At 56.2% G+C, this 4,155-nt stretch carries 4 protein-coding genes; 2 read left to right on the top strand and 2 right to left on the bottom strand.

Going from position 1 to position 4,155, the window contains the following annotated elements:
• On the top strand, positions 1-352 hold a 352-nt coding region (locus PHW69_09915; protein ID MDD4005498.1), incomplete at its 5' end, for a hypothetical protein.
• 80 nt (positions 353-432) lie between these two features.
• On the opposite strand, the gene PHW69_09910 is transcribed toward PHW69_09915, so the two are convergent.
• On the bottom strand, positions 433-1,311 hold the full coding sequence (locus PHW69_09910) for a hypothetical protein (protein ID MDD4005497.1): 879 nt from the start codon (positions 1,309-1,311) through the stop codon (positions 433-435).
• Positions 1,312-1,314: 3 nt separating this feature from the next.
• Positions 1,315-3,069 (bottom strand): SIR2 family protein, encoded by a 1,755-nt coding sequence (locus PHW69_09905; protein MDD4005496.1) that lies wholly within the window; start codon positions 3,067-3,069, stop codon positions 1,315-1,317.
• Between the two features lie 146 nt (positions 3,070-3,215).
• Here PHW69_09905 and PHW69_09900 point away from each other — a divergent pair, with 146 nt between their 5' ends.
• Positions 3,216-4,052, top strand: coding sequence for a hypothetical protein (locus PHW69_09900; protein MDD4005495.1), 837 nt, complete (start codon positions 3,216-3,218; stop codon positions 4,050-4,052).
• The last annotated feature ends 103 nt before the right edge of the window (positions 4,053-4,155 follow it).

Raw genomic sequence — 4,155 nt, 5'->3', positions numbered from 1 at the left:
CCGGGCGCTTGATTCCGGTATTTTCACGGCGGTCAGTTCGGACAAGAAGGCTGCCTGCGACAGCCTTGAAACCTGTTCGACGGAGCTGGGGTTTGCGCTTGATCTGCTCAAGGCGCGCAAGTCCAGCATTTCTGAGGCGGAACGAAAAATTTTGCTGCCGCAGCTCACCGGACTTATGGAAGAAACGCAGCGCGCACTGGCTAAAATCGGGAAGGGGCTGTATCTGGATACGGATAACCAGACTCTGATAATTCTTACTCTCGCCGAGATAAGCAAGCGCGAACTGACCACTTTCGGGAGCGATGATTTTGACACGGATTTGCCGCCCTTTACGAATGACGATTCCCGGTAATTCGGAAATTCCGGCAAGATCGGCAGGCAGAAATTCGAAGGCTCCCCTGTATTTGAATGCGGGGGAGCTTTTTTTTACGCTTAAACAGCCTTTAAGGTTTCAAGAAGAAGAAACAGCAACGCGCGGGTAAACCGCACCCGGTCGAACGAGTCGCCTGTGTTGGTCACGGGCATGCGGTGATTGGTTTTTTCCAGCGCGACGAACTGCGCGCCAGGCAGGCGCGTGCTTTGCAGGTTGACAAGCCCGTCGTGCTCCAGTATTCCGACGGCGCGCAGGATAGCCGCCGAGAGCTTGAGCGTGCTGTCCTGCCGCAATTCGTCTTCCGTGCAGTGTGAGCCCGCGCAGATAAACGGCACTTTTTTAACGATCTCCGCTATCACGGCTTTGTTGCGCGCAAGATAACCTTTGCGGAAATCCGTGGTCAGCCAGTAAATGGAGGTCGCGGTTTCTCCGGCCTGAGTAAGCAGCGGCCTGGAAATTTTTTTTATGATATCGCGTTCATGAACGTAATCGGCCACCGGTGTGCCGTGAAACGGCGACTGGATGGTGATTACGCCTGCCACTTTATCGGCCAGCGGCGGCATTTTCCGTAAGGCCTCAAGCGTATCGAGCCCGCCGCGGCTGTGGGCCAGCGCGATTACGGGGTATTCCGAGTCGCGTATCAGTTCCACCAGGTGTTCGGCGTTTTTTTCAAAAAATCCGCCTGCGATAAGTTTCAGCCGCGTGTGGCTGACGCCGAGCCCGTTGAGCCAGTGCATCTGTTCGTCGAAATAATTGCCGAGCCTCAGTTCCACACCCATAATAGTCACGGGTTCGGTGTAAATCCGCGACATGAAACCCGGCACCAGAATGATTTTATGTTTTTTCAAAGCCTGAACGGCCTTTTCCGGCAGCGCGGGATGAACGGTGTCCCAGCAGCGATGGAAAGACGCGGTCAGGTCGAGCGGATCTTTTGGCATATGCTAGAATTCCGAGAGCGTCTGCTCGGCCGAGCGGGACCGCTGGTACCAGTTGGCGAAATCGGTCTGGATGATTGTTTTTGCGCGGCTGAGCGTGCGCAGCAGGTCGGCGGCATCGGAGCCGAGGAAATCGCGTCCCACGGTTTCCGCCAGCTCGGGATCGAATTTTATCCGCTTAAACAGTTCCGGCGAGCCGTTTCCGCAGTATACCGGCGAGCGTGCGAACCAGAAGGCCGCGCTTGCTTTGAGCGGGAACTTCACCGAATGGGCGAGAAACATCAGATCCGCTTCCAGCAGCCGGGTTTTGATGTCGAATTCCAGCGCGAAACCCGGCGCGCTCACCAGTTCCAGCAGATACTGGAAAATCACGGTGATGGGTTTAGCCTCGTCGGGATCGCGCCCCGGGCGGGAGTGAATGAACTCCGGCTGCAGATCCCATTCCATGATGTTTTCCAGCCCGTCGCGCGTGAAATTCAGCCGCTTTACCCTCAGCAGTTCCGCCAGCAGGGCGAATTTGCCGTGCTCGATAGCGATTGCGCCGATTATTTCCATCAGGCAGAAGCACAGGTACTGGCGCACGCCGGTTTTGCCGAAACCGGGATCATTTGCCGAGCGGCTCAGCGGTTCGAAAATCCTGAGGATATGCTTGAAATCCGCCGGGCGGTAACGGGCAATCTGTTCCGTCAGCATCAGGTAATTGGAGCAGAAGCCGAACAGCTCCGTAAATACCGGCCACAGTTCCGGGTAACTGGCGGGGGCGGAATCGAGCCGGGAATTTACGCGGCGGATGATTTTGTCGCGCTCGGCATCTATTGTGTAGAGGATTTCTATGTCCGGCGCGGGCGACAGGAACAGGTTTTTGAACCGGGCCTGATAAACCGCGCTCCTGCTCTGCTCGGAATGAGCGCGCGCTATTTCAATGCGGGCGGCCAGTTCGTCGAGGAATTCGGACGCGCTGTCTGTTTCCAGGACAATGCCGTCCTGCCGGCGTATTATTTCCTGGGCCTTTTTTGTCAGCTCGCCCTTATAAGCCGCCCAGTAGAGGCTGTAGCCCGTGAACCGGCGTTTCTGAAGCAGCGCGGCTATGGCGCGGTCGTACTCGTTGGCGGCGTAACCCAGCACGATCAGGCCGTGCCGTTCGATAATGTCGGCTATGTCGCGCGCCAGAGATCTGGGCAGGGCCGCCAGATCTTTCCTGGTGTTGCGGATTTTGCCTTTTTCAATGGTGCCGTGCGTTTTGTAAATTCTGCATCCGGTTTCCTGGGTCCAGGGTTTGGAAAAACGGGGTTCGTCTTCGGAGAAAACGGTGTAAAAGCCGTTGAGGCCCGCGTCGTCGAGCGCGCGTTCAAGCAGGCTGTCGAAATTGGTGGTGATGATGAAGCGGACGATCCGTTTTTTCACCAGCCGCGCTATCGCGCGGTGTGCTGACCCCGGCGCGTTGTCCGCGAACAGGTTTTTGAGGTAGTCGCGCTGTTCCTCGTTGGAGGGCATCAGCGCGGACACGATGTCGGAGTAGGAACTGTTGGCGAAATGCTTTTCGTAATACTTGCGGAGTTCGGCGCCGGACGGAGCCGCCTTCGCTCCCGTTTCCATCTGGTAAATGAGAGCCAGCGTTTTGAGCAGGATATCCGTGCCGGAGGGAATGCCGGCGTCTTTTGACACGCCGGCGCCGATAAACAGCGCATACCGCGCCGAACCGTCCGCCATATTATAGGCCAGCGGGATTATGGGGTTGATGCGGAATTCTGCCGGGCACATATAATAATTGTAGCAGAAAAACCGGACTTGGCAGCCATGCCGGTAAAAAGCCGGCCGGTAATGAACATGCGGTTGCGCACAGTCGCCCTAATAATATATCTTTATTATGTCGCGCCGGTTTGATCTGGCAGATTGGAGAGGAGATAATGATTTTGAAACGAGTTTTTGCCGTTTTGCTTTTTTGCGCGGCCGCTGTCATGCCGCTTGCGGCTCAGGATCAGCCGGACGAGAAACTTATCGCCGCGCAGGTAGACCTGAAAATGGCTATCGAACAGATGCCGGAATATATCGCCATCATAAAAGATATTGCCCAAAAGCCTAAAAGCGGCGATTATAACGAACTGCGTTCCGCGATTGACCGGCTGCGCCGGGATATCCGGCTGGCGCGCGGAGAAAGCCGCTGTTTTAAAACAGGGTTTGATCTCGGCTGGCGCGTGCGCGCGCTTGAGCTTGACCTGCAGGCGCTCGGAAAGGAATATTATAAAGCCGGCCTGTGCGACATTCCTTTCCTTATTGACGATATGGACGCCATCCCCGCCGCCATCGCCAGTACGCTTAAGCCGATTACCGCGGTTAAACCGAAAAAGCGGCCCGCGCCGGGCGGAGCTGCCGCGCCTGACGTGGCGGCTTCAACAGCGCCGGCGGCCGAAATGTCGCTCGAGGAGATTAAAGCGACGCTGGCGGTTTTCCGGGCATCCACAGCCAAGTATGTCGCGGCCAATAAAGGAAAAAGTCTTTCCCGGCTTGACGAGCTGGTGCCGGATTATCTGCCGGCTGTCCCCCCTCTTAAACTTCCGGGCGCGCCTGTGTCCGGCAATGTGATGATTGTCGAGGAGGATAATCTGCCTCCCGATATCGGCGGCGCGCTTTCCGGGACGGGGGGCTGGCTTGTGATAGGAGATTCGAATTCGCCGCGGTTCGGGCAGGTGTATATAAATTCGGAGGAAAAGTCTTCCGAAGGCAAACCCTGGTACCAGTATTAAACGGTTTACTGCGTTTCGATTTGCCTGAGGTGCTGCTTAAGAATATGCAGGATGATTTTAATCTTTTTCCGGCGCGCCGCAAAGTGCTGTTCCGAAGTCATGG

Source organism: Elusimicrobiaceae bacterium (assembly GCA_028700325.1).
In the GTDB taxonomy this organism is placed as follows: domain Bacteria; phylum Elusimicrobiota; class Elusimicrobia; order Elusimicrobiales; family Elusimicrobiaceae; genus JAQVSV01.
The sequence above is the reverse complement of the archived record's forward strand: the minus strand, read 5'-3'. Positions and strand labels throughout refer to the sequence as shown.

Excerpts from the sequence above, each read along its gene's own strand:
- PHW69_09910 (MDD4005497.1), bottom strand. The coding sequence starts at position 1,311 with ATGCCAAAAGATCCGCTCGACCTGACCGCGTCTTTCCATCGCTGCTGG.
- PHW69_09905 (MDD4005496.1), bottom strand. The coding sequence starts at position 3,069 with ATGTGCCCGGCAGAATTCCGCATCAACCCCATAATCCCGCTGGCCTAT.
- PHW69_09900 (MDD4005495.1), top strand. The coding sequence starts at position 3,216 with ATGATTTTGAAACGAGTTTTTGCCGTTTTGCTTTTTTGCGCGGCCGCT.